This window comes from Arthrobacter sp., assembly GCF_031179985.1.
Classification (GTDB): domain Bacteria; phylum Actinomycetota; class Actinomycetes; order Actinomycetales; family Micrococcaceae; genus Arthrobacter.
Genome location: NZ_JAPSHJ010000001.1, coordinates 168,797 through 193,538, shown reverse-complemented (window position 1 = coordinate 193,538; position 24,742 = coordinate 168,797). Strand labels below are relative to the sequence as shown.

The following is a 24,742-nucleotide window of genomic DNA, read 5'->3' as shown; positions in this document are numbered from 1 at the left end:
TTGTAAGTGTTGGACTAAGAGAGAAATGAGTTAGCCGTGGCTGTTCCCAAGCGGAAAATGTCTCGCTCGAATACCCGCGCCCGCCGTTCCCAGTGGAAGGCGACCGCCCCCCACCTGGTGAAGACCATTGAGAACGGCCAGGTTACCTACAGCCTGCCGCACCAGGCAAAGGTCGTTACCGACTCGGCTGGCACTGCGCTGTTCCTTGAGTACAAGGGCCGCAGGGTCGCGGACGTCTAATCGGCCATACAAGGCTGAACAAGATGTCTTCAACTGAAGAGCTTCTGAAGCGTCTCGGTGTCTCTATTGACGCCGGGACGCTTCGTCTTGCGCTCACACACCGCTCCTATGCCTACGAAAACGGGGGCATACCCACCAACGAGCGTCTCGAGTTCCTGGGTGATTCCATCCTTGGCTTCTCCGTCACCGACGCCCTGTACCGGGACAACCCTTCCCTTCCGGAGGGTGATCTTGCCAAGCGGCGCTCCGCCGTCGTCAGTACAAGGGCGCTGGCAGGAATCGGGCGAAGCCTCGGCATCGGGGAGTACATCTATCTTGGCCAGGGTGAAAAACTCACCGAGGGCAAGAACAAGGCGTCCATCCTCGCGGACACCATGGAGGCCCTGATCGGGGCCACCTATGTCTCGAACGACATCGAGACAGCCCGCCAGCTGGTGATGCGCCTCATCGGACCGCTGCTGAAGGACGCCGCCGCCCTTGGCGCCGGAACCGACTGGAAGACCAGCATCCAGGAGCTGGCTGCGAGCCGGCAACTGGGCAGTATCTACTATGCCGTTGAGGGCTCGGGCCCGGACCACGCCCGTACTTTCCAGGCCGTGCTTCGCATCGGCGGGATCGACTATGGCAAGGGTGCAGGGCACTCGAAGAAGGAAGCGGAGCAGGAAGCTGCCGCGGACGCGTGGCGCAAGCTCTCCTCACCCCAGGACACCAGCGCAGCATCCGGTACACAGGCGGGCGTTTAGGCGGTTCCTTGCCCGAGCTGCCTGAAGTAGAAGTCGTACGCCGCGGCCTGGTGAACTGGGTCCGCGGACGCACCATCATCTCGGTGGACGTTCTCGATCCCCGTTCCGTCCGTAGGCATCTGCTGGGTCCTGAGGACTTTGCCGGGAACCTCGAGGGCGCCACAGTCCTCGACGTCGTCCGCCGCGGCAAATTCCTCTGGATGCCGTTGGTGGAAGCACAAGCTGCCCCGGCTTCGGCCTCAGGTCAGAATACGCAGCCGGCCGTAGCGGTGATGGCCCACTTGGGCATGAGCGGCCAACTCCTGGTTGAGGATGCGGCGGAGCCTGATGAAAATCACCTGAAGGTGCGGCTGCGGCTGAGCCCGAGCAACGGCATGCCCAACGAGTTGCGTTTTGTGGACCAGCGGATTTTCGGCGGGCTTTTCGTCACATCGCTCGTTCCAACAGACGACGGCGGCCCCGGCGGGCTTGCAGAGGAGCCTCTGCCGATGATCGCCGAAGAGGCCTCCCACATAGCCCGTGACCCGTTGGATCCCCATTTCTCTTTCGATGCGTTCTATCGCCGGCTGCATCTTCGCAAGACAGGTCTGAAGCGCGCGCTCCTGGATCAGGGCCTTGTTTCGGGCATCGGCAACATCTATGCGGACGAGGCGTTATGGAAAGCCCGGCTGCACTACGCCCGTCCCACAGATACGCTTCGAAAGGCCGAAGCGCTGCGCTTAATCGAGGCGGTCCGCGAAGTGATGCTGGACGCCCTGGCAGCAGGCGGCACCAGTTTCGACTCCCTCTACGTCAATGTCAATGGAGTCTCCGGTTACTTCGACCGCTCCCTGAACGCCTACGGCAGGGAGGGGCAGGAGTGCAAGCGGTGCGCCGGCGTCGGCTTGGTCAGTCTGATGAAGCGGGAGCAGTTCATGAACCGCTCCTCCTACACCTGCCCCGTGTGCCAGCCCAGACCACGAAACGGACGCTGGTAACCGCTCCTGCCGCCGCGACTTCAGACGAGTGACCGATGGCAAAACTGCCTGGTAAAGCGCCGGAAATCCGCTGAATGTCGCTGCCAAGCAGTAGATTTGGGCAGGAAAGCTACCGCTGCTTCCGTCACCTTGCAGGTGAACCTTGTCCGCGTCAACCAGTATCGCAGCTATTCAGGAGATCCGAACCACCTTGCACCTTAAGAGCCTGACTGTCCGGGGATTCAAGTCGTTTGCGTCGGCCACGACCTTCGATTTTGAGCCTGGCGTCACTGCTGTGGTGGGTCCCAATGGCTCCGGTAAGTCCAATGTGGTGGACGCCCTGGCCTGGGTCATGGGTGAACAGGGCGCCAAAACCCTGCGCGGCGGCAAAATGGAGGACGTCATTTTTGCCGGAACCTCCGGCCGCCCGCCCCTTGGCCGGGCGCACGTTTCGCTGACCATCGATAACACCGACGGCGCACTGCCGATCGAATACAGCGAGGTCACCATCTCGCGGACGCTCTTCCGGACCGGCGGCTCCGAGTACGCCATCAACGGTGCCGGCTGCCGACTTTTGGATATTCAGGAGCTGCTCTCGGATTCGGGACTGGGCCGTGAGATGCACGTGATCGTCGGCCAGGGGCAGCTGGACAAGGTGCTGCACGCAACACCCGAGGACCGCCGGGGCTTCATTGAAGAGGCCGCTGGGATACTCAAGCACCGCCGTCGCAAGGAAAAGACAGTCCGCAAGCTCGAAGCCATGCAGGCCAACCTCCAACGGCTTAGTGACCTGACATCGGAGATCCGCCGCCAGCTGACGCCCCTGGGCAAGCAGGCTGAAATCGCCCGGCGTGCCCAGACGGTTCAGTTCGAGGTCCGTGACGCGCGTGCCAGACTCCTGGCCGACGACCTTGTCCAGCTGCAGTCCGCCTTCGAACAGGATGTTGCCGACGAGTCTGCCCTCAAGGAGCGCCGTGGTGTGGTGGAGCTGGAGCTTGAAGGCGGTCGACGGAGGCAGGCAGCTTTGGAGCAGCTGGCAGCTGAAGCCACGCCGAGGCTCAGCGCTGCCCGCGATACGTGGTACCAGCTGACCGCCCACAGGGAGCGTCTCCGCTCGTTGGGCTCCTTGGCCACGGAGCGGCGCCGGCTGCTTGGCGCCTCCGACCCCCTTCCTGACTCTGGACGGGATCCTGAACAGCTGGAAAAGCAGGCAGCCAGGGTGCGGGCCGAACAGGCTGAGCTCGAGCATCTCATTGGGGTCAAGAGCACTGAGCTGGAAACTGCGACAGCAGGAAAGAAAGAGGCCGAAGAGGCCGCGGCCGCCGAGGACAGGCGACTGGCCGCAGTTCTTCGGGCAGCGGCAGACCGGCGGGAAGGGCTGGCACGTCTGGCCGGGCAGGTTGCCGCGGCGAGGTCCCGTGTGGAGTCAGCGGAAGCTGAACTGGGTCGCCTCCGGGAATCAAAAGCCGCCGGTGATGAACGGCGCCGTCTGGCACAGTCCGAGTTCACTGCCCTCGAATCCCAGGTGGCAGGGGTTGAGGACGGCGAGGAAAGCCTCGACGCTGACTACGAAAACGCCAGCGCCGTGCTTGAGGAAATACTCGCCGAGATCGAGAAGCTGAGAGCCGCGGAGCGCGAGGCCGAACGCGAGCGGGACGCTTTGGTCGCCCGGCGGGATGCCCTGCAAATGGGCCTGAACCGCAAGGACGGTACCAGCCACATCGTTGATGCCAGGCTTCCCGGCGCAATGGGCACACTGGCCTCGACGTTGAAGGTTGAGGCCGGTTACGAAGCGGCTATCGCTGCGGCTCTGGGTTCGTGCTCAGACGCCGTGGTGGTAAGGGATGCCGGCACCGCCCTTGAAGCAGTCCAGCTGTTGAAGGACGACGACGCCGGACGTGCGTCGCTGCTGCTCGCAGGCGCCGGGCCGGGGACCCGCGCATCAGCCACGCCCGGGGAACGGGTTCAGGCAGTTGCTCCAGAGCTCCCAGCAGGTGCCCGGTGGGCCTTGAGTTTTGTTCAGTCCTCGGAGCTCATCGAATCCTCGAATCTGGGGGAATCCTCGAACCAGGGCGAAACGTCCAGGCCAGGCGAGGCAGCCTTGGCGGAGCTGCTTACCGGCGTCGTCGTTGTTGAAGACCTGGAGTCCGCAGCGGGAGTCGTAGCCGGCAGTCCCGAGCTGACCGCCGTGACGCGTGCCGGGGACGTCTTTACGGCTCTGACCGTCAGCGGTGGTTCCGCCTCGGTTCCGTCGCTGCTTGAGGTGCAAGCCGCGGTCGACGACGCCGATGCCCGGATAAAAGGCATTGTGGCGGACCTGGAGCGCACGCGGTTTGCGTTGGCCTCTGCCGAGTCAAAAAGGGCGGAAGCCGAGGACAGGACGGAAGCGGCGCTCGAAAAACTGCACGATTCCGATGCCAGGCTCGCCGCTGTCGCCGAACGCCTTGGCCATTTGAATTCGGTGCTGCGCAGCGCTGTGGGGGAGAGCGAACGGCTGGCTGCCTCGTTGACGGCGGCGGAAGCAAACATCCTCACCGAGCGGGAAGCTCTGCAGCAGGTAGCGGCCCGCCTCGCCGCCGCAGAGGAGGCGCCCGCAGACCAGGAACCGTCCTCAGAGCACCGCGACGCCCTGGCATTGGCGGCGTCGCTGGCCAGGGCTGCCGAAATGGATGCCCGGCTCGCGCTGCGGAGTGCCGAAGAACAACTGACAGCCACCCGGAACCGGGCCTCCTCCCTTGAAAGGGCGGCCGCCACCGAGCGCCGCGCACGGGAGGAAGCGGCGCAGCGGGCTGCCAGGCGCCGGCTCCAGGCTGCCCGGGCCGCCTCTGTCGCCGCTGCTGTGGAGCAGGCCGCCGCTTTCGTGGACGTATCGGTTGAACTTGCCCGCCAGGAACGGGATGAGGCTGAGGAACAGAAGGAAGCGAGGGACCGCGAACTCGTGGAAGTCAGGTCAGGCAACGATGCCCTTGCCCGGGAACTGGCTGACCTGACCGATTCTGTGCACCGGGATGAGTTGGCCCGCGCCCAGCAGCAGCTTCGGATCGAGGCGCTCGAGCTCCGGTCTGTTGAAGAACTTGGGCTTACGCCTGAGCAGCTCATAGCTGACTATGGTCCCCATTTGCCTGTTCCGGTGCCTGCAGGGGAGACAACCGACAAATGGGCATCGTTGCGCGCCCCGGTCGATGAAGACGGAAACCCTGTACTCGAGGGCAAGCCCTATGTCAGGGAGGAACAGGAAAAACGCCTGAAAAGGGCTGAGCGGGACCTGTCCTCGCTGGGTCGCGTCAACCCCCTTGCCTTGGAGGAATTCGCAGCCCTCGAAGAACGGCACCAGTTCCTCAGCACGCAGCTGGAAGATCTCAAGTCCAGCCGCAAGGACCTCCTGGACATCATCAAGGAAGTCGACGAACGCGTGCAGAAGGTGTTTGCGGAGGCTTTCGCCGACACCTCAGCCCAATTCGTGCGGGTGTTTGCCCGGCTGTTCCCCGGCGGCGAAGGCCGGCTCGTGTTGACCGATCCCACAGACATGCTGACCACCGGCATCGAGGTGGAAGCCCGTCCGGCCGGAAAAAAGATAAAACGCCTCTCACTTTTGTCAGGCGGGGAGCGGTCCCTCACAGCAGTGGCTCTCCTTGTTGCTATTTTCAAAGCCAGGCCGTCGCCGTTTTACGTCATGGATGAAGTGGAGGCAGCACTTGATGACACCAACCTTGGTCGCCTCATCACCATCTTCGAGGAACTGCGGGAATCCAGCCAGCTCATCGTCATCACCCACCAAAAGCGGACGATGGAAGTGGCCGACGCTCTATATGGCGTGACAATGCGGGGAGATGGCGTTTCCACCGTCATCAGCCAACGCCTCGCCGCTGAGGTCTGAGCAAAGGCTCCAGCTGACGGGCCCAGGGAGCGCCACGGTCTACGGGCCTTCAGAAAACACCGTTCCCGATTGTGAGAAGCTAGGGGAGTGAACGACATCCTCCCTATTCTTCTGCCCATTCTTGCTGCCCTGGTGGTTATCGGCGGCCTGATTCCGGTTTTCATGAAGACCCGGAAGAACATCAACCGCTACCCCGGAACGCGTGACCTGAACGATCCCGGGGCGCCGCAGCAAGGAGCCCGCGGCACACTGGTTGCGGACAGGCCTGTGGCTGATAAGGAGCGCAACGCTCCTGCCGGCGTCGACCTCGAAGACCTTGAAATCACTGAGGTGCCGGACAACGTTGCCGGGCTGGAGACCATTCAGGTTGAAACACCACTCCCGGTGGCCGGCCGCCTGAACAGGCTCCGGGAGCGCCTCGTCAAGTCCAACAACATCCTGGGCAAGGGGCTTCTGGTCCTGCTGTCCAGTGACAAAATCGATGAGGACGTCTGGGATCAGGTCGAAGAGACCCTCCTGCTGGCGGACCTTGGCACGGGGCCCACCATGCAGTTGATGGATGCCCTCCGCGAACGGGTCAAGGTACTTGGCACGCGCTCGCCTGAACAGGTCAAGGCACTCCTGCGCGAAGAGCTGATCAAGCTGGTGGATCCTTCAATGGACCGGAGCCTGCGGGTGGAGCGCCACGCTGATACTCCTGCCGTGATGCTGGTAGTTGGCGTCAACGGCGTCGGCAAGACCACCACTGTGGGCAAGCTCGCCCGGGTACTGGTGGCCGAGGACAAGGACGTGCTGCTCGGCGCTGCCGATACTTTCCGCGCAGCCGCCGCTGAGCAGTTGGCCACCTGGGGTCAGCGTGTGGGCGTACCCACCGTTAAGTCCGACGTCGAGGGTGCGGATCCTGCCTCTGTCGCCTACGAGGCGGTCAAGGCCGGCATCGACCAGGAAGTCGACGTGGTGATGATTGACACCGCCGGAAGGCTTCAGAACAAGACCGGGCTGATGGACGAACTCGGCAAGGTAAAGCGGGTCATCGAGAAGCTCGCAGAGGTGGACGAGGTCCTCCTGGTCCTGGACGCAACCACCGGCCAGAACGGGCTGAACCAGGCCCGTGTCTTTGCCGAGGTAGTAAACATCACCGGCATCGTCCTCACCAAGCTGGACGGCACCGCGAAGGGCGGGATCGTCGTCGCCATCCAGAAATCCCTTGGAGTGCCCGTCAAGCTCATCGGCCTCGGTGAAGGTGCTGATGACCTGGCACCGTTCGAGGCTGAAGGCTTCGTGGACGCCCTGCTGAACTAGCACCACCAACTAGGCTGGCTGACCGGACGGGCGCTGCAGGGACTCCCGGGCCAGCAGCCAGCCGACGGCGGCGACCACAAGCACACCGCCGGTGACGCCGAACGCCCAGCCGTACCCAAGCTGGTCCGCCAGGACGCCGGCGAGTACTGGCCCGATGATCGCCCCGGTATCCGCCGTCATCTGAAACACGGCCAAAACACGCCCTCCGGACCGCTCATTGCCAATCACATCGGCAATGGCGGCCTGCTGCGCGGGCCCCAGAATCCCTGAGCCGATGCCGGCTGCGGCTGATGCCACCAGAAACCAGATCATGTCGGACGTGAATCCAATGGCACCTGTGGCCACACCGGTCAGCAGCAGGCCGGTAATCATCATTGGCCGGCGGCCCAGAGAATCTGCCAGCCGTCCCGAGAAGGAAAGCGAAGCGGCGTTTCCGGCGGCGAAAACTGCCAAAGCCCACCCTGCTGCTTCAGTGCCCGCGCCTATCGCGGCCACGGCGAACAGGGGTACGGTGGCCATCCTTACGCCAAAAGTTGCCCAGCCGTTGGCGAAGCTGGAGACGAGGCCTGCACGGTAGGCGCTGTCTGCCAGCGCCTGGCGAAGCTCCATGGGCGGATTGGCTTTACCCGCTTCGCGTGATCCCGTCACATGGGTGAGTTGTGTCTGGATCACCAAGGCAGCCAACACCAGGGCACCGGCGTAGGCCAGGAAGGGAACGCGGAGCCCATAACCTGCCAGCAGGCCTCCCACGATTGGCCCGCAGACGTTGCCGATCAGGAACGCGGAAGCATACGCTCCGGAAACGCGGCCGCGGCTCTCAGGGGGAGCGAGCCTGATCACCAGTGCCATTGAGGCAACCGTGAACATCACTGAACCTGCTCCGCCCAGCCCCCGGAAAATGAGCAACTGCCAATAGTCCTGGGCAAAAGCGCACGCTGCCGTAGAAGCAGCAACGATCAGCAGCCCGCCCACGTAGATGGGCCGCTCACCGAACCTGACAATCAGGGCGCCACCGGCCGGAGCGAAGACCAGGCGCATCAAGGCGAAAATACTCACGATCACGGCAGCGGCAGTCGCCCCGACGTCGAAAGTGGTGGCGAACTGCGGGAGCACGGGCGCTACCAGGCCGAATCCCAGGGCGATAAGGAACGCTGCAACCAACATCACCTTGATATCGCGGGGCAGCCCCCTGCCCGGCGGTGCGGTATCCGCGGAAATTCCCTTGGCCCCGTTACCGGAAGGGGATCGTTTGGTCATGGTGCTTGGATCCTAGCGATAGAAGCGGGGGATGGGGTTTTGGACTCGTGAAACATATCCGTAACAAGCAGGATATGCACCATTTACTTCCGGGAGATTCTTGTAACAACCCGGCAATCTAAATCCTCCGTGAGTGAAACACAGCACAGCCAAAATCTTCTAAGAACGCAAACAAGGCGTTGGCAAGCGGATCACTTCGCAGCATCAATAGGCATCTATCAAGCATCAGGCAAGGGAGGACGTGCACCATGGAACTTACCGCAGGTCACGTATGGCTCATGGTTGCGGCGGCACTCGTGCTGTTCATGACACCAGGGCTGGCATTTTTTTACGGCGGCATGACACGCGCCAAGGCGGCGCTGAACATGATGATGATGAGTTTCATCTCCATCGGCATCGTGGGCGTTGTCTGGGTCCTCTGGGGCTACTCCATGACGGGGGGTGAAGGCTTCCTGCAGATTGTCGGAAACCCGTTCACCAGCTTCGGTCTTGAGGGCGTCAACTCGGCGGACTCGCCAAATGGCCTCATCCTCGCCGGCTACGGAGCTACCTTCGCCATCATCACCGTGGCCCTGATCAGCGGTGCCATTGCAGACCGCGCCAAGTTCGGCGCCTGGACCGTCTTCGTACCAGTATGGGTAACTCTTGTTTACTGCCCGCTGGCCTACATGGTCTGGGGTGGCGGCCTCTTCGGTGCGGAAGGCGCAATCGGCCAGGCCCTCGGCACGGCGATCGACTTCGCCGGAGGTACCGTTGTCCACATCAACGCCGGTGTGGCGGCTCTGATCCTCGTCCTGATCATCGGCAACCGCAAGGGCTTCGGCAAGGATCCCAACCACCGCCCGCACAACATCCCGTTCGTGATGCTTGGAGCTGCGATCCTGTGGTTCGGTTGGTTCGGCTTCAACGGCGGCCTCGCCTCTTCCGCTGAGCAGGGCGGCCTCATCTTGGTAAATACTCTCGCTGCCCCTGCCGCAGCCATGATCGGCTGGCTCATCGTTGAGCGCATCCGCGACGGACACCCCACCTCCCTGGGCGCAGCATCCGGTGTTGTCGCAGGCCTCGTGGCCATCACTCCGGCCTGTGCAGACGTCGAGCCGATCGGTGCACTGGGTCTTGGCCTCATTTCCGGCATCGCATCAGCCCTCGCTGTTGGCCTGAAGTTCCGCTGGGGCTTCGATGACTCCCTGGACGTTGTGGGTGTCCACCTCGTTTCGGGCATCATCGGTACTGTAGCTCTTGGCTTTATCGCAACGCCGACTGACGGCGTTGGCGGCGGGCTCTTCTACGGCGGCGGCTTCACCCAGCTCTGGGCGCAGCTTGCAGTAGCCGGTATCGCCATCGCCTACTCCGCGATCCTCACCGCCCTGATCGGCCTGGCCATCCACAAGACCATGGGCTTCCGGGTCTCCCAGGAGCAGGAAGCTGTGGGTGTCGACCTCAGCCTGCACGCAGAGACGGCTTACGAGTTCGGCGTGGGCGGCCACGGCGGAAGCTTCCAGCCGCTGCATGAACTGATCACCGGCAAGCCGCAGGGCGACGCCGCAGCAGCACCCGCAGACAGCACAAAGACTGATGCAGCAGCAGGTAAGGAAAGCGTGGGCGCATGAAACTGATTACAGCAATCGTTAGGCCGGAAAAGCTTGAGTCCATCCGGGAAGGGCTTGAAGCGTACGGGGTACAGGGCCTGACGGTCAGCGCAGCCAGCGGCTACGGCCGGCAGCGCGGCTACACCGAGGTTTACCGCGGTGCTGAGTACAACGTGGACCTTCTGCCGAAGATCCGTGTGGAGGTCCTGGCCACCGACGAACAGGCGGACGACATCCTCGATGTCATCATCGCCAGCTCCAACACAGGGCGCGCCGGTGACGGCAAGGTCTGGACCGTGGACGTTTTTGAAGCCGTCCGGGTCCGCACCGGAGAACGCGGTTCCGCAGCAATCTAGTTCAAGGACCAGAGGCTGACACAGCTGAAACACAAAGCGGGCCGGGTACCTGGAAAGGTATCCGGCCTGCTTTTGCTGGTTATGGCGAACCTGGCCAGGAAGCCGGCCCTGTGGTTCCGGCGTCGTATTCCTCCAGAGGCACCTCACCGTTTGACCAGGCGCGCAGGACAGGGTCCACGATGCGCCAGCAGTCCTCCGCGGCATCGCCGCGCACGGACAGCAAAGGATCTCCGGTGAGCACCCCCTCCAGGACTTCGCCATAGGGCAGGAGGTCGGAGGCACTCAACACCGCATTCAGCGTTGTCCGGTCAAGGCTCAGGATATTGCCCGGACCATTGACGTCGACGTCGAACTGAAGCGTGTCAGGCCCGAATCCGATCCGGAGCTGGTTGGGGGAGTCCACCCCCGTGAAGCCCGCCGGAAGGTGGGGCACAGGGCGGAAGGTGATGACCGCTTCCTTACGCTTGTTTCCCATGGCTTTTCCGGAGCGGAGGATGAACGGGACTCCTTGCCAGCGCCAGTTGTCCACTTCAACCCGGACCTCTGCAAGAGTCTCCGTGTTCCTGGACGCATCAACACCCTGTTCCTGGACGTAATCAGGGATACTTCGGCCTGAGATGGAACCGGCTGTGTAGCGCGCCCGGCGGGAGGTGTTGCTGAAGGGCGGTTTGATGCTGCTGGCCCGCAGAACGGTACTGATGGCGTCCCTCAGATCGCGTTCGCCGACCGTTGCGGGCGGTTCTATGGCCATCAGTGCCATGATCTGCAGCAAGTGGCTCTGAATCATGTCCCGCAAAGCACCCGCGCCGTCGTAATAGCGTGCGCGCCCTTCCAAGGCGAGGTCCTCTTCGAAGATGACCTCCACTTTCTCGATGTAGTTCCGGTTCCAGACCGGTTCCAGGAACGTGTTCGCGAAACGGAGGCCAAGGATGTTCAGCACCGTCGCTTTTCCCAGGAAGTGGTCTACGCGATGGATGTGGTCCTCCGGAACAAGGCCCACCAACGTGTTATTCAGCTCCCGGGCCGTGGCCTCGCTGGATCCGAACGGCTTTTCCATCACCAGCCGCGTCCCCGGCGGAACCTCCTCAGGGATAAGGACTTCACAGGCTTTCTGGCTTACCTGCGGTGGGAGCGCAAAGTAGACGGCCACCGGGCCCTCCAACTCTTTCAGCAGGGTTCCGAGCTCCCCGCCGGCTGTCACGTCCAGCTGCTGGTAGCCCGTGGACCCGGCAATTCTCTCCAGTTCCAGCTTCCCGACAGGATCTGCCTCGCTGAGCGCATCCGAGAAGGAGGTCTCCACCCGCCGAAGCCACTGTTCCGGCGTCCACGGGTCCGAGCCTGCGCCCACGAGCGTGAGGCCGCCTGCACGGCCTTTTGCAGCCAGTCTGGCGAGCCCGGGTAGCAGGAGCCGGCCGGTTAGATCACCGGAAGCGCCGAGAATGAGGAGGGTTTGCACACTTGATTGGCTGGTCACCCTGCCAGCATGCCATCTTGAAGGTGGCTCTTGGTACCCTAGATAGTCGAGTCCCGTTGTCGAGGCAGTCCGTCCGGACGAGCAGTCCGGACGAACACCAGTCCACGACGTTGGCGTGCCTCATTGGCCGTCATCCGAGAACAACTGAAAGAAGTGCACGGCGCGTGTTCAATTCACTCTCTGACCGGTTGGCAGCAACCTTCAAGAATCTCCGCGGCAAGGGCCGCCTCACCGAGGCGGATGTTGATGCCACGGTCCGTGAAATACGTCGTGCCCTCCTGGATGCCGACGTCGCCGTGCCTGTGGTGCGTGAATTCACCGCACGGGTGCGCGATCGCGCGCTGGGCGCTGAAGTTTCCGGGGCCCTGAATCCGAGTCAGCAGATCGTGAAGATCGTCAACGAGGAACTCGTCGAGATCCTCGGCGGTGAAACCCGGCGGATCCGCCTAGCCAAGACCGGCCCCACCATCATCATGCTGGCGGGTTTGCAGGGTGCAGGAAAGACAACGCTCGCCGGCAAGCTCTCCAAATGGATGAAGTCCCAGGGCCACAGCCCCATCCTCGTTGCCTGCGACCTTCAGCGGCCCAACGCCGTGACCCAGCTGCAGGTGGTGGGTAAGCGGGCGGGCGTACCAGTCTTCGCACCGCACCCCGGCGCCACCTCCGAACTTGAGCACCCGGCCGGCGATCCTGTTGCCGTTGCCAAGGCAGGCGTGGAGGAAGCGCGGCAGAAACTGCATGACGTCGTCATCGTCGATACCGCCGGACGTCTCGGTGTGGATACCGACATGATGGATCAGGCACGGAACATCCGCCGGGCCATTGTCCCCAACGAAGTGCTGTTCGTCGTCGACGCCATGATCGGCCAGGACGCCGTCAACACCGCGCTGGCCTTCGATGAAGGTGTGAACTTCACGGGCATTGTGCTCTCCAAGCTCGACGGCGACGCCCGCGGCGGTGCTGCCCTCTCGATCGCCTCCGTCACGGGGAAGCCCGTCATGTTCGCGTCCACCGGTGAAAGCCTGGATGACTTCGAACTCTTCCACCCTGACCGCATGGCCTCCCGGATCCTCGACATGGGTGACGTCCTCACCCTGATCGAGCAGGCCGAGAAGTCCTGGGACAAGGACGAAGCTGCCCGGATGGCGAAGAAATTCGCTGACCAGGAAGACTTCACGCTTGATGATTTCCTGGCCCAGATGCAGCAGATCCGCAACATGGGTTCCATGAAGAAAATGCTCATGATGATGCCGGGTGCCCAAAACATCCGCCAGCAGCTTGAGCAGTTCGACGAGCGGGAAATTGACCGGGTTGAAGCGATCGTCCGGTCCATGACGCCGCACGAACGCGTTGCGCCGAAAATCATCAACGGCTCACGCCGGGCGCGTATTGCCCGTGGTTCGGGTGTGCACGTCTCTGAGGTGAACGGACTGCTCGAACGCTTCGCCCAGGCCCAGAAGATGATGAAGAAGATGGCCCAGGGCGGCGGCATGCCGGGGATGCCGGGCATGCCCGGAGCAGGAAACGGTGCGGGAGCCCGCAAGGGTGCGAAAAACGCCCCGAAGAAGAAGGCAAGGTCGGGTAACCCTGCCAAGGCGGCCCAGGAACTGCGCGACGCCGAGACCCGGCGCTCGCAGGCTGCCAAAGCCCTTCCCACCGGTGCCGCTTTCGGCCAACAGAGCGGCGACTTCGATCCCGCCCAGCTGAACCTGCCCAAGGGCTTCGACAAGTTCCTCGGCGGAAACAAGTAAGTAACCAAGGCATCGATGTCGCCCGGGCTCATTGCCCGGGCATTGCCTTAGGGTTGGGTCATGTTCAAGCAGCGGGTAGTGTTCGTCCACGGCTCAGGCAGCTTTGGATCGGCTGCCTGGCCCAAACAGCACGGCATGGCCCTGGCCTATGATGCCCTCTTCCTGCGGCGTTACGGATTCGACGCCGAGGCGGAGCCGCTTGAGACCGACTTCGCCGCTGATACTGCCATCATTCTGGGGGCGTTGAGCGATGAGGGGCGCGGAGTCGCCGGCGGTCATGTCGTGGCGCACTCCCAGGGCGCAATCTCGGCAATGATGGCAGCAGTGGAGCGCCCGGATCTGGTGCACTCCCTGACGCTGGTGGAGCCGGCCTGCTTGTCCTTGACTGCTGAACTTCCCGCGACCACGGCCCATAGGTCCCTCATGGAGCCGCTTTTCGAGGTCAGGCACCAGCTTGGGGACGAAGACTTCCAGCGCGAATTCGTCCGCCGCGCTTTTTCGGCCGAAGCGCCCGGGCCAACCACCTCCGAGGCACGCAGAGCAGCGATGCGGCTTCGGCTCCAGGCTCCGCCGTGGGAAGCGCCGCTCCACATTGTGCCGGGGGTACCAACCCTGGTTTTGACTGGAGGGTGGGAGCCGCTCTATGAGGAGATCGCTGCTTATCTGCGCGAAACCGGTGCCCTGCACCGCACTGCGGCGGGAGGGCACCGGCCTCACGATTCCGTCGAGGGAGACCGCATCATCCGCTCATTCCTGGCTGACGTCAGTCGGCGTCAGCAGTCCCGGGCTTCCTGATCCTTGTCCCGGAATTGGCCGGAACCAGCAATTCGGGCAAATACACCTTGCCGCCGGCGGCGAGGAATTCCTCGCTTTTCTCCCGCATACCGGCCGTCAGCGCAGCAATCTCTGCAACCTGCGCCTGGGCCTCCGCAGACCCGAACTCGTTCCGAATGTCCTGGCTGATCCGCATGGAGCAGAATTTGGGGCCGCACATGGAGCAGAAATGAGCAGTCTTGGCTGGTTCGGCCGGCAGTGTTTCATCGTGGAAAGCCTCGGCGGTTACCGGATCGAGCGAGAGCGCGAACTGGTCCCGCCAGCGGAATTCGAACCGTGCCTTGGAAAGTGCGTCGTCGCGCTCATGCGCCCCGGGATGCCCTTTCGCAAGGTCTGCGGCGTGGGCGGCGATCTTGTAGGTGATGACACCCGTCTTCACATCGTCTTTGTTCGGCAGGCCCAGGTGTTCTTTGGGGGTGACGTAACAGAGCATGGCGGTGCCATAGCGGGCGATCTCAGTTGCGCCAATAGCCGAAGTGATGTGGTCATACCCTGGGGCGACATCGGTGACGAGGGGGCCAAGGGTGTAGAACGGCGCTCCCTTGCAGAGCTCCTGCTGGCGCTCCACGTTCTCCCGCACCAGGTGGAACGGGATGTGGCCGGGGCCTTCCACCATCACCTGGACATCGAACTCCCAGGCTCTCTGGGTGAGCTCGGCCAGCGTGTCGAGCTCGGCGAACTGTGCGGCGTCGTTGGCGTCTGCTGTGGCGCCGGGCCGCAAGCCGTCACCCAACGAAAACGCGACGTCGTACATCGCGAAAATATCGCACAGCTCGTCGAAGTGGGTGTAAAGGAAGTTCTCCTCATGGTGGGCGAGGCACCAGCCGGCCATAATGGAGCCACCACGGGACACGATGCCCGTAACCCTGTTGGCTGTGAGCGGCACATAGCGGAGCAGGACGCCGGCGTGGATGGTCATGTAGTCCACGCCCTGTTCGCACTGTTCAATGACAGTGTCGCGGAAAATCTCCCAGGTCAGGGCGTTGGCTTCTCCATTGACCTTCTCGAGTGCCTGGTAGATGGGGACGGTGCCGATGGGCACGGGGGAGTTGCGGATGATCCATTCGCGGGTGGTGTGGATGTCATCGCCGGTGGAGAGGTCCATGACAGTGTCAGCACCCCACCGCGTGGCCCACTGCAGCTTGTCCACCTCTTCGGCAATGGAGCTTGTCACGGCGGAGTTTCCGATGTTCGCATTGATCTTCACCAGGAAGGCCTTGCCGATGATCATCGGCTCGGACTCAGGATGGTTGATGTTGTTCGGGATGATGGCCCGGCCTGCAGCCAGCTCGCTGCGGACCAACTCAACGTCACAATTTTCGCGGAGAGCCACAAACCGCATTTCCGGGGTGATGATTCCCTGACGCGCGTAGTGCATCTGGGTGACCGTCCTGCCGCCGACGGCGCGGCGGGGCACCGGCTGCGCTCCCTTCCACTCCGCTGAAGCTGCTCCCCGACGGACGGCCGAGCGGCCGTCGTCGAGCAGGGTGCGCTCCCGTCCGCTGTACGGTTCTGTGTCCCCGCGGGCTTCTATCCATTCCGAACGGAACGGCCTGAGACCGACTACCGGGTCGCTGCCGGGACCGGCCGTGCGGTAGATGTGGAATGGACCGTTTTTACCGCCGTTGGGGGAGTCCTCCAAGTCGATCGCAGTCACCGGCACCTTGATGCCATTTTCTTCATCGGAGAAGTAGGTGAGGGAGTGCGACTTCAGGGACTGTGTTTCGCGGGAGGTAATTTTGACAGGGCTGTTCTGTGATTCTGGGGTACTCAAGGGAATACTCACTTCCTTCGCCGGCATTACCCGGACAGGTTCAACGGTCGCAAGCTGCATCAGCCCGATCTCAGCCCCTGCAAGGGCACCCGTGTGGTCGTAAATGAAGCTATCACACCGATGCCTCCCGCAGCCGAGGACCGCAGCATCACCATGCCAGGGAACGTCGTGCTGTGGTCCGCCGTTAGGCTTTTGCCCATGCCGGAAATTATTGAGTTCAGCGGAACCGTGCTCACATCACCTGATTCGGAGCACCACGGCATGTGGGCAGTAGACGGGAAGCTGACATTTATTCGTCCCGCAGGAAACCCCGACATCGTCCTCGATGGCTGGGTGCTGCCAGGGCTCACCGATGCCCATTGCCACATCGGCTTGGGCCCGGCAGGTGAAGTGCCTGGCCATGTGGCCGAGGCGCAGGCCCTGCAGGACAGGAATGCAGGCACCCTGCTGGTCCGCGATGCGGGCTCGCCCAGTGACACCAGGTGGCTTCAGCACCGCAGGGACATGCCGCGGATCATCAGGTCCGGCAGGCATGTTGCAAGGACGCGCCGCTACCTGAAGAACCTCGCCTTGGAGGTGGAGCCCGGGGATCTGGCGGAAACCGTGAGGAAGCAGGCCCGGGCAGGGGATGGGTGGGTCAAACTCGTGGGGGACTGGATAGACCGCGACGCCGGGGACCTCGCCCCTAGTTTTCCCGCTTGGGCGCTCAGGGACGCCGTGCTGGCGGCACATGAGGAGGGTGCCCGGGTCACCGCCCACTGTTTTGCCGAGGACACCCTGGATGACATGCTCGACGCCGGGATTGACTGCATCGAGCACGGCACGGGGCTACTTCCCCGCCATATTCCCCGCTTCGTCGAGCAGGGTGTTGCCCTGGTTCCCACCCTGATCAACATCGGCACCTTTCCCGATATCGCTGAACGGGCAGATGTGAAGTTTCCGGTCTATGCCGCCCATATGCGGTCCTTGTGGACACGGCGCAACGAGCGCGTCCTGGAGGCTTTCGAAGCCGGCGTTCGAATCCTTGCCGGCACAGATGCTGGAACAGTCATAGCGCATGGACGCATTGTGGACGAAGTCCTCGCCCTGAATGCCGCAGGGCTCCCTGCCGCTGCAGCACTGGACTCCGCGGCCTGGGCTGCACGCTCCTGGCTGGGAGCCGAAGGCGTGACCGAAGGTGCCAGCGCCGATGTGCTGGTGTGTGCCGAAGACCCCCGCGAGTCCTTGACTACCCTGAAAACGCTGCGCAGCGTCGTACTCAGGGGCGAATTGGTAAGAGGGGAACTGCAGCCAAGGGAATAAATTGAAGCTTCAAGTAATTTAACTCTATGAGTGCAGTCGCCGATCCGGGCGGCCCCCGAATCAGGAGTGAATTATGACCACGGAAACGAGCAGCCAGGATCTGCTTCCCGCCGACCTCACCATGGGCACAGTGATGCTCAAGGTGCGGGACCTGAAGCTGATGACCGACTACTACCAGCGCGCCCTCGGACTAAAGATCGTGGCGGAGCAGGATGGCGGACTCTACCTGGGCCGGCGCCGCCAGCCGCTGGTCCACCTCGCCGCGGCTCCCGGACTGGCTGTTCCTTCCCGCGGCGAAGCAGGGCTCTTCCATACAGCCTTGTTGTTCGAGGACCAGCAGGCCCTTGCGGCCACCGTGGCAACAGCAGCCCAGTACGAGCCCCGGTTGTTCACAGGAAGCGCCGATCACCTGGTGAGCGAAGCCTTCTACTTCAGCGATCCCGAAGGAAACGGCATCGAACTCTACTGGGACCGCCCCCGTGAAGCGTGGTCGTGGGATGGCAAGAACGTCGTAATGGACAGTTTGCCCCTTCCCCCTCAGCACTATCTGCAGCGCCACCTGACCGAAGAGAGGGTCGCCGGACAGCGCGAATCGGGTGCCGGCGTCGGGCACGTCCACCTCCAGGTAGGTGACGTCCAGACTGCCCACGACTTCTACGTGGGTACGCTGGGCTTTGAAAAGACAGCCGGCTGGCACGGTCAGGCCCTTTTTGTCTCCGCCGGAGGCTACCACCACCACATGGCCATGAACGTCTGGAACAGCCGCGGCGCCGGACCACGCAAGGACACCCTTGGTCTGGGGGAAGTTCTCATTGAAGTTCCCCTGGGGGACGACGTCGGGGCGCTCGCCGACCGCCTGAAAGTCGCCGGGGTCTCATCCCACCACACGGGCCAGGAACTGCGCTTTGAGGATCCATGGCGCAACAGGATCCGCGTGACTGTGCGCTAACGGTCCACGCCTTCACGGGCATGCTGCCTTCGGGTTGGTCTGTCTTCCGGGTTGGACCGTCTTCTGGGTTAGGCTGATTCGGACGGCCACGGTGGGGCTCAAACCCGCATCGTAGGACCTTCCTCGCAGCGACGGAATGAGGATGATTTCCATGGGGTTCACTGAGATCTTTGTTTCCACCCACGACGGCGCGCTGAAGCGGGCCACAGCGCTCGACGACGGCGGGCCCGCCACCGGCGATGCAGTGCGCATTCCCGGAATAAGCGACTTCGAAATCGAACAGTTGGGCGACCTCGCAGGCGCGGCCGTGCACGCAGCGGGCGCGGATTACGAACTGGCCATGGTGGACGTGGCAAGCGACTCCCTTCTCGGTGTGCCGCCGGCCATGGTCCGCGCCCTGGCCGAATTGCTCAGTTACGAATCTGAAGGCGAAGGTGATGTGCTTGCACATGTCGCAGAGCAGTGGGCTGCGGAAGACGATATGCCTTTCGGCACCGATGAAGCCAAGGGCTACGTCCAGCGGATTGCAGAGCTTGCAAGCGGCGTGGACGACAACGATCGGACAGGCCTGTACGTCTGGGCATCGTAGGCGTTAATCGGGTCGAAGAAGGCCGAGCGGGCGTCAAGTCGAAATCCCGTCGTTGATCTGGCACAATAAGTAGGTACTTGATCTGCGTGGCCCCTCTCTCCGCGTCTGGATCCTGTCCTTTAGAACCCCCTAGTATGGCCCGCCCCACGGGTGCAGAACGCCGGGTTCGACCCCGTTTCAGAAACAGGAGTGACCACAAAAGTGGCCGTAAAGATTCGCCTTAAGCGCTTCGGTAAGATGCGCGCACCGTACTACCGCATTGTCGTTGCAGACTCACGCACCAAGCGTGATGGTCGTGCCATCGAAGAAATCGGCAAGTACCACCCCACCGAGGAGCCCTCATACATCGAGGTTGACTCCGAGCGTGCCCAGTACTGGCTGTCCGTCGGTGCCCAGCCGTCCGAGCAGGTTGCCGCGATCCTCAAGATCACCGGTGACTGGCAGAAGTTCAAGGGTCTTCCCGGCCAGGAAGGTACCTTGAAGACGAAAGCCCCCAAGGTTGCCTTCGTTGCTCCGGAAAAGCGCTCCGTGATCATCCCGGAAGCCATCACCAAGAAGGCCAAGGCGGAAGCTCCGGCTGAAGCAGGCGCCGAAGCAGAGACCACCGAGGCTGAGTAAATTGCTGGCAGAAGCGCTCGAACACCTTGTCCGCGGGATTGTTGACAGCCCCGAGGACGTCAAGGTCAGTGCCAAGAACAACCGCCGCGGGGATACCCTCGAGGTTCGCGTTCATCAGGACGATCTTGGCAGGGTGATCGGCCGTCAGGGCCGTACGGCACGTGCATTGCGCACAGTGGTGGCGGCATTGGCGAATGGCGAGCAGGTCAGGGTCGACGTCGTCGACACCGACCGCCGCCGGTAATCGCGCCAGCAACACTTGTCTTGGGTCCGGCCCCTTCACCAGATGGTGGAGGGGCCGGACTTTTTTGAGATCCCATACCCTTTCCAGAGCGGCAGCTCGAAACTATTCATCCCGAATCCGGAACAGAGGAACAGAGGAACAGATGCAGCTTCAAGTGGCACGAATCGGAAAACCCCACGGCATCCGCGGTGAGGTGACCGTACAGGTGTTGACGGATGCGCCGGGGGACCGCTTTGTCCCTGGTACCGAGTTCGTGGTGGAACCCGCTTCCGCAGGGCCGCTGACGATTCTGAGCGCCCGCTGGAACAAGGACATCCTGCTGCTCGGATTCGAGGAGATCGAGACCCGCAATGAGGCGGAGACACTCCGTGGAGCCAAGCTCTTCATTGAAACCGAGGAGCTGGGCGAGGACGACGACGAAGGCTGGTATGAGCACGAGCTTGTGGGACTTGAGGCACGGGTGGGGTCAGAGGTCGTAGGCACGATCGCGGCCCTCACCACCCTGCCGGTTCAGGATCTCCTGACCGTGAAGACACCTGAGGGCAAGGAAATCCTGGTTCCCTTTGTGGAACAGATTGTCCCCGAGGTCAATGTTGCTGAAGGTTTTGTGCTGATCACGCCCCCGCCGGGACTCTTTGGGATCAATGAAGAAGGCGGCGCCGCGGACAGCGACGAAACCGCACCCGCCGAAGCCGGGGACGACGACTAAATGCAGATCGACGTCGTCAGCATCTTTCCGGAATACCTGGCGCCTTTGGAGCTGTCCCTCATCGGGAAAGCCCGCCAGGACGGGTTGCTTGACCTGAAGGTGCACGACCTCCGCGAATTCACCACCGACAGGCACCGGACCGTTGATGACACACCATACGGTGGCGGCGCCGGCATGGTCATGAAGGCCGAGCCGTGGGCGCAGGCACTCTCCTCCATTTCGGAGGCGGGACACGCCGGCAAGAAGCCAGTGCTGATCGTTCCGTCGCCCGCAGGAGAGCGCTTCAACCAGGCGTTGGCCCACGAACTGGCCGAAGAAGAGCAGCTCGTTTTTGCCTGTGGCCGGTATGAAGGCATAGATGAGAGGGTCATCGAGTGGGCTTCGGAGCACTTTACTGTCCGCCCGATGAGCCTTGGCGACTACGTCCTTAACGGAGGCGAAGTTGCCGTACTGGCCATGGTTGAAGCGATTGTCCGGCTTTTGCCAGGCGTCGTTGGCAATCCCGAATCCCTTGTGGAGGAATCGCACGCGGACGGACTGCTGGAGTACCCCGTCTACACGAAGCCGTCCACCTGGCGCGACCGTGAAGTGCCGGCCATCCTTCTAAGCGGCAATCACGGCAAAATCGCCCAGTGGCGGCGCCATGAACAGTACCGCCGCACCGCAGCCCGCCGCCCGGACCTGCTGGATGGTTTCGAGGCAACAAAGCTGACCCGCGCGGACCGTACGGAATTTGCGGACCTTGGGTACGACGTCGTCGACGGACGCCTGCGTCGCCGGCCGAACGAGCCGGGAAACGATCAGGGCTGAGGGATTCGCCTCCGGGGCCCCGCATGTGGCAAAATTAGTCCTTGTGCCTACTGGGTGCGAACCTGCCACAGGGGGAGCGTAACCAACAGCCTGGCGCCCCGGAGCCGTCAATCAGTGACGGAACCGGAACAGCAACTTTCGGCGGGAATTTCCGGGCCTTTCAAAACCCCGGGCTTGGCCGCCGTGACCCAAAGTAAATGACCTGTGGCGTTTACCAGGAGTGGATCAATGCATATCCTCGATTCCGTAGACGCAGCCTCGCTGCGCACCGATGTTCCTGAGTTCCGCGCGGGTGACACCCTCAAGGTTCACGTCAACATCATCGAAGGCAAGAACTCCCGTATCCAGGTGTTCCAGGGCTTTGTTCTTGGCCGCCACGGCGACGGTATCCGCGAAACCTTCACCGTCCGCAAGGTTTCCTTCGGTGTAGGCGTAGAGCGTACCTTCCCGGTACACTCCCCGATCATCGACAAGATCGAGCTCGTTACCAAGGGTGACGTGCGCCGGGCCAAGCTTTACTACATGCGCGCACTGCGCGGTAAGGCCGCCAAGATCAAGGAAAAGCGCGACTTCCAGACCGCCAAGTAAGTCTCCGGACTTTCGAAGCGGGTCCGCGACCCGTATCCGGCCGCGCCGGAGCCATCCGCAACAGCGCCACAGGATACGGATCATGGACAACACAAGACGCCAGCACGGGAGACCGGGCTGGCGTTTTGTTTTGCTTGCACTCGTCGTCGCAGTGGTCATCAGCGGGTTGGTCCGGTCGCTGTGGCTTGATATCTACTACATCCCCTCGGCGTCCATGCAACCTCTGTTCGAAACGGGAGACCGCATCCTGGTGTCCCGGACGGATTTCCAGTCGCAGCCCATCGGGCGCGGGGACGTCGTGGTCTTCGACGGGCGGGGTACCTTTGCTCCGCTGAACAGCGGCCAGGGACCGCTGCTGGATGCAGCCTCGGGCCTGGGACACTGGATTGGGCTCACGGGCAGTGACACCACCTACGTAAAGCGGGTTATCGGGCTCCCTGGCGATCATGTGGTGTGCTGCGGAAGCGACGGCAGGCTCACAGTGAACGGCCAGTCTCTTGAGGAACCCTATGTGTATGACGGCGATGTGCCGAGCAAGCAGAAGTTCAGTGTAATGGTGCCCCCCGGACGGTTATGGTTACTCGGTGATCACCGGTCCATGTCAGCCGATTCGAGGAGCCTGCTGGGTGCCCCGGGCGGCGGGATGGTTCCCCTGGACCGGGTTATCGGCAGACCGGTACAGATCATCTGGCCGCTTGATAGATTTGGCTCAGTGGAACGGCCTTCCAAGGCCGAGACAACAACGAAGGATGGACAGTAGATGCCCGAGACCGACCCCCGGGATTCCGGGTCGCACGAGCGGGACGAGTCCGGACACCTTCCGTTCACCGGAGTGGCTCCCGCGGCGGCGGCTCCAGGTGTGGCTGCAACAGGTGTGCCCGCTGCGGAACGGGCCGGCACCGGAGCTTCCGCTCTTGGGCGAGCAGCACAAAGGCGTGCGGAAAGCGGCAAGGCGAAGAAAGAGGACCGGGGCCCCAGCCAGCTTCTCCTTTGGCTGAAGGAGGTAGCCACGGTGGTGGCCATTGCCATTGTCCTGTCCTTCCTGATCAAGACTTTCCTGTTCCGCGCTTTCTATATTCCGTCCGAATCCATGGTCAATACCCTGGACATCAGCGACAGAATTTTCGTCAATCTGCTGGTTCCCGAGCCCTTTGCCTTGCAGCGCGGCGACGTCGTGGTATTCAGGGACACCAAGGGCTGGCTGCCGCAGACGCCCCAGGAGGAGGACGGTCCCTTCACCTGGTTCGAAGATGCCGTGATTTTCGTGGGGCTGTTGCCTGACCATACGCAACAGCATCTGGTCAAGCGCGTCGTCGGGCTCCCTGGAGACCACGTGGTCTGTTGCGATGCCGGCGGGCGGCTGACCGTCAACGGCGTTCCTTTGGACGAGAGCTACGTGAACAAGGCAGAAGTGCCTGAGACCAAGAATTTCGACGTCGTGGTCCCCGCCGGCAAGGTGTGGGTCATGGGGGACAACCGGAACCACTCCGCCGATTCCCGCGCGCACCAGGAAACCAACGGCGGGTTCATCGACCTGCCTGACATTGAGGGGAAGGCAGCAGTCATTGCGTGGCCCCTCAACAGGATTGGCGTACTCGACAATTATCCGGACGTGTTCAAAGACGTCCCTGCTCCCGCGACAAAGTAATGGCTACTGAAGCACCCACCCTTGACTACGAGCGCCGCTTCCTCAGCCGCGGTGTGCAGCTGCTTGCCGGCGTCGACGAGGTGGGCCGCGGCGCCCTGGCAGGACCCGTCACGGTGGGAATCACGGTGGTGGACCTTGGCCGGCAGGAACTCCTTGAGGACGTCCGGGACAGCAAACTGCTCAAGGCGGAAGACCGGGAGCGGTTGGAGCCCCTCGTGCGGGGCTGGAGTGTGGCCTCGGCGGTAGGGCACGCTTCGGCAAACGAAATTGATTCCCTGGGCATCATCGCCGCGCTGAGGACTGCCGGAAACCGCGCCTGGAACCAGATCCTCGCCCTCGGAATTACGCCTCAGGCGGTTCTGCTCGACGGCAGCCACAACTGGCTGACGCCGGATCCCCAGCCATCGCTTTTCGACGAGCCCGGCCTTGTCGACGACCCTTCCCTGTCCGGCGAGCCCTCGCTGATGGTCACTGCAATGCCTGAGTCTGGTTGTGACGCTCCCGTTTACACCCTGGTGAAGGCCGACATGCAGTGCCTCAGCGTAGCCGCGGCCAGCGTCCTCGCGAAGGTGGAACGTGACCGACTCATGCTTTCGCTGCATAACGAGTACCCGGCTTTCGGCTGGAACGAGAACAAGGGTTACGGGACCGCATCCCACCGCGAAGCTCTCCGCCTGTCAGGGCCCACCCCTTATCACCGGGTCAGTTGGCAGTTGTTCGGACCTGACGTTTGACCCTGGGACCTGCCGTCTCTCGTGGCGCACAGCGCCTGCTGCATGGTGCAAGATGGAAGCATGAGTGCCGAGGATCTTGAGAACTACGAAACAGACATGGAGCTTCAGCTCTACCGTGAGTACCGGGACGTCGTCGGCCTGTTCAGCTACGTTGTCGAAACTGAGCGGCGGTTCTACCTTGCCAACCATGTCGACCTTCAGGCCCGGAGTGCCGACGGCGAGGTCTACTTCGATCTGACCCTGCAGGATGCGTGGGTGTGGGACGTTTACCGCTCAGCGAGGTTTGTGAAGAGCGTACGGGTCATCACGTTCAAGGATGTCAACGTCGAAGAGCTTCCCCGCGGTGAAGAGCTCGCGCTTCCCAAGGACGTCGATCTGGGCAACTAGCCTCCCACTTT

24 protein-coding genes and 1 riboswitch are annotated in these 24,742 nt (G+C 62.6%); of the genes, 21 read left to right on the top strand and 3 right to left on the bottom strand.

Annotated elements, in window-relative coordinates; all coding sequences use genetic code 11:
• The first annotated feature begins 36 nt into the window (after positions 1-36).
• The 5 genes from rpmF (at position 37) to ftsY (ending at position 7,118) form a co-directional block, all read left to right on the top strand.
• Entirely contained in the window at positions 37-240 is a 204-nt protein-coding gene (rpmF, locus tag RIN13_RS00980) for a 50S ribosomal protein L32 (protein WP_247045637.1), read from the top strand.
• A 23-nt stretch (positions 241-263) separates the two neighbouring features.
• Complete coding sequence (gene rnc / locus RIN13_RS00975) at positions 264-983, top strand: ribonuclease III (protein ID WP_309105453.1); 720 nt, start codon at positions 264-266, stop codon at positions 981-983.
• Between the two features lie 8 nt (positions 984-991).
• Positions 992-1,960, top strand: coding sequence for a bifunctional DNA-formamidopyrimidine glycosylase/DNA-(apurinic or apyrimidinic site) lyase (mutM, locus tag RIN13_RS00970; RefSeq protein WP_309105452.1), 969 nt, complete (start codon positions 992-994; stop codon positions 1,958-1,960).
• Positions 1,961-2,150: 190 nt separating this feature from the next.
• Positions 2,151-5,816, top strand: a complete 3,666-nt coding sequence (gene smc / locus RIN13_RS00965) for a chromosome segregation protein SMC (RefSeq protein ID WP_309105503.1) — start codon at positions 2,151-2,153, stop codon at positions 5,814-5,816.
• An 87-nt stretch (positions 5,817-5,903) separates the two neighbouring features.
• Positions 5,904-7,118 carry a signal recognition particle-docking protein FtsY gene (gene ftsY, locus RIN13_RS00960; protein ID WP_309105451.1) on the top strand — a complete coding sequence of 405 codons (1,215 nt, stop codon included), beginning with the start codon at positions 5,904-5,906 and terminating at the stop codon, positions 7,116-7,118.
• Between the two features lie 9 nt (positions 7,119-7,127).
• On the opposite strand, the gene RIN13_RS00955 is transcribed toward ftsY, so the two are convergent.
• Complete coding sequence (locus tag RIN13_RS00955) at positions 7,128-8,375, bottom strand: MFS transporter (protein WP_375164635.1); 1,248 nt, start codon at positions 8,373-8,375, stop codon at positions 7,128-7,130.
• A gap of 248 nt (positions 8,376-8,623) precedes the next feature.
• Here RIN13_RS00955 and RIN13_RS00950 point away from each other — a divergent pair, with 248 nt between their 5' ends.
• Together RIN13_RS00950 and RIN13_RS00945 are read left to right on the top strand one after the other, a co-directional pair.
• Positions 8,624-9,985 carry an ammonium transporter gene (locus tag RIN13_RS00950; protein WP_309105450.1) on the top strand — a complete coding sequence of 454 codons (1,362 nt, stop codon included), beginning with the start codon at positions 8,624-8,626 and terminating at the stop codon, positions 9,983-9,985.
• Complete coding sequence (locus RIN13_RS00945; RefSeq protein WP_247045651.1) at positions 9,982-10,320, top strand: P-II family nitrogen regulator; 339 nt, start codon at positions 9,982-9,984, stop codon at positions 10,318-10,320. The genes RIN13_RS00950 and RIN13_RS00945 overlap by 4 nt, the downstream gene beginning before the upstream one ends.
• 79 nt (positions 10,321-10,399) lie before the next feature.
• Here RIN13_RS00945 and RIN13_RS00940 read toward each other — a convergent pair whose 3' ends face one another.
• Positions 10,400-11,794, bottom strand: a complete 1,395-nt coding sequence (locus RIN13_RS00940; protein ID WP_309105449.1) for a glucose-6-phosphate dehydrogenase — start codon at positions 11,792-11,794, stop codon at positions 10,400-10,402.
• A gap of 164 nt (positions 11,795-11,958) precedes the next feature.
• Here RIN13_RS00940 and ffh point away from each other — a divergent pair, with 164 nt between their 5' ends.
• Both ffh and RIN13_RS00930 read left to right on the top strand, forming a co-directional pair.
• The gene (gene ffh / locus RIN13_RS00935; protein ID WP_309105448.1) at positions 11,959-13,545 is read left to right on the top strand and encodes a signal recognition particle protein; all 1,587 of its coding nucleotides are present in this window, start codon (positions 11,959-11,961) and stop codon (positions 13,543-13,545) included.
• A 60-nt stretch (positions 13,546-13,605) separates the two neighbouring features.
• Positions 13,606-14,340: an alpha/beta hydrolase gene (locus tag RIN13_RS00930; protein ID WP_309105447.1), complete on the top strand. Its 735-nt coding sequence runs from the start codon at positions 13,606-13,608 to the stop codon at positions 14,338-14,340.
• On the opposite strand, the gene thiC is transcribed toward RIN13_RS00930, so the two are convergent.
• Positions 14,309-16,153, bottom strand: a complete 1,845-nt coding sequence (gene thiC, locus RIN13_RS00925) for a phosphomethylpyrimidine synthase ThiC (RefSeq protein ID WP_375164634.1) — start codon at positions 16,151-16,153, stop codon at positions 14,309-14,311. The genes RIN13_RS00930 and thiC overlap by 32 nt on opposite strands.
• Positions 16,149-16,256: riboswitch (TPP riboswitch) on the bottom strand. (Overlaps the previous gene by 5 nt.)
• 95 nt (positions 16,257-16,351) lie before the next feature.
• Between thiC and RIN13_RS00920 the strand changes: the two genes are divergently transcribed.
• From RIN13_RS00920 to RIN13_RS00865, 12 genes are all read left to right on the top strand, one after another.
• Positions 16,352-17,455: an amidohydrolase family protein gene (locus tag RIN13_RS00920; protein ID WP_309105445.1), complete on the top strand. Its 1,104-nt coding sequence runs from the start codon at positions 16,352-16,354 to the stop codon at positions 17,453-17,455.
• A 73-nt stretch (positions 17,456-17,528) separates the two neighbouring features.
• Complete coding sequence (locus tag RIN13_RS00915; RefSeq protein ID WP_309105444.1) at positions 17,529-18,404, top strand: VOC family protein; 876 nt, start codon at positions 17,529-17,531, stop codon at positions 18,402-18,404.
• 151 nt (positions 18,405-18,555) lie between these two features.
• Complete coding sequence (locus RIN13_RS00910; RefSeq protein ID WP_309105443.1) at positions 18,556-18,993, top strand: hypothetical protein; 438 nt, start codon at positions 18,556-18,558, stop codon at positions 18,991-18,993.
• Positions 18,994-19,194: 201 nt separating this feature from the next.
• Positions 19,195-19,611 carry a 30S ribosomal protein S16 gene (rpsP, locus tag RIN13_RS00905; RefSeq protein ID WP_309105501.1) on the top strand — a complete coding sequence of 139 codons (417 nt, stop codon included), beginning with the start codon at positions 19,195-19,197 and terminating at the stop codon, positions 19,609-19,611.
• Between the two features lies 1 nt (position 19,612).
• Positions 19,613-19,855 carry an RNA-binding protein gene (locus RIN13_RS00900; protein WP_247045668.1) on the top strand — a complete coding sequence of 81 codons (243 nt, stop codon included), beginning with the start codon at positions 19,613-19,615 and terminating at the stop codon, positions 19,853-19,855.
• A gap of 142 nt (positions 19,856-19,997) precedes the next feature.
• On the top strand, positions 19,998-20,564 hold the full coding sequence (gene rimM / locus RIN13_RS00895) for a ribosome maturation factor RimM (protein ID WP_309105442.1): 567 nt from the start codon (positions 19,998-20,000) through the stop codon (positions 20,562-20,564).
• Complete coding sequence (trmD, locus tag RIN13_RS00890) at positions 20,565-21,374, top strand: tRNA (guanosine(37)-N1)-methyltransferase TrmD (protein WP_309105441.1); 810 nt, start codon at positions 20,565-20,567, stop codon at positions 21,372-21,374.
• 228 nt (positions 21,375-21,602) lie between these two features.
• The gene (rplS, locus tag RIN13_RS00885; RefSeq protein WP_309105440.1) at positions 21,603-21,962 is read left to right on the top strand and encodes a 50S ribosomal protein L19; all 360 of its coding nucleotides are present in this window, start codon (positions 21,603-21,605) and stop codon (positions 21,960-21,962) included.
• An 82-nt stretch (positions 21,963-22,044) separates the two neighbouring features.
• Positions 22,045-22,722: a signal peptidase I gene (gene lepB / locus RIN13_RS00880; RefSeq protein WP_309105439.1), complete on the top strand. Its 678-nt coding sequence runs from the start codon at positions 22,045-22,047 to the stop codon at positions 22,720-22,722.
• Positions 22,723-23,610 (top strand): signal peptidase I, encoded by an 888-nt coding sequence (gene lepB, locus RIN13_RS00875; RefSeq protein ID WP_309105438.1) that lies wholly within the window; start codon positions 22,723-22,725, stop codon positions 23,608-23,610.
• Entirely contained in the window at positions 23,610-24,344 is a 735-nt protein-coding gene (locus tag RIN13_RS00870) for a ribonuclease HII (protein ID WP_309105437.1), read from the top strand. The genes lepB (RIN13_RS00875) and RIN13_RS00870 overlap by 1 nt, the downstream gene beginning before the upstream one ends.
• 60 nt (positions 24,345-24,404) lie before the next feature.
• Positions 24,405-24,731: a DUF2469 domain-containing protein gene (locus RIN13_RS00865; RefSeq protein WP_309105436.1), complete on the top strand. Its 327-nt coding sequence runs from the start codon at positions 24,405-24,407 to the stop codon at positions 24,729-24,731.
• Positions 24,732-24,742 lie beyond the last annotated feature (11 nt).